1 protein-coding gene is annotated in these 495 nt (G+C 54.1%); it reads right to left on the bottom strand.

Annotated features, from left to right (window positions below; translation table 11 throughout):
* On the bottom strand, window positions 1-331 hold a 331-nt coding region (locus tag HMPREF3050_RS09755), incomplete at its 3' end, for an IS110 family transposase (protein ID WP_141758434.1).
* Window positions 332-495 lie beyond the last annotated feature (164 nt).

The raw sequence follows: 495 nt of genomic DNA, 5'->3' as shown, positions 1-495 counted from the left end.
TCATCATCTGTGCGAAGAAGGCGAGCATTTGAGCATCTTTGGCATCGGTTTTGGTCAGCGACTGCGATTGGGCAAACTGATGCGTCTGACGCGGGTTGGCGATGATCACGGCTATGCCTGCGCGGTGGATGGCTTTGGCGGCGGGAATTTCGAGACCGCCGGTGCTTTCCATGACGACGAGGGCGACGTTGTGTTTTTTCAGGTATTCGATAGTATGGGCGATACCTTTGGGGTTGTTGGTTCCGGTTTTGGTTTTAGACAAAGACGAAACGGCGATGACGAAGTTTCGTTTGGCGATGTCGATGCCTGCACAGTTGTATTGGGTACTCATCATAAACCTGCCTTGCATTCGGTTGTGTTGTCTGGCAACTGTCCGGTTGTGTCGATGGGTTGCCCGGCCGCTCCCTGAGCTACGCAACGGTTGTTTGCCTTGGTCGGATGCGGGTGGCGGCGGGCGGTTGGTTGCTATGATACGGGTGTTTCGATATACAAGGT

The organism is Neisseria sp. HMSC065D04, assembly GCF_001815675.1.
Taxonomy (GTDB): Bacteria; Pseudomonadota; Gammaproteobacteria; order Burkholderiales; family Neisseriaceae; genus Neisseria.
Note: the sequence above shows the minus strand (reverse complement) of the source record. Positions and strands in the feature narration are given on the sequence as shown.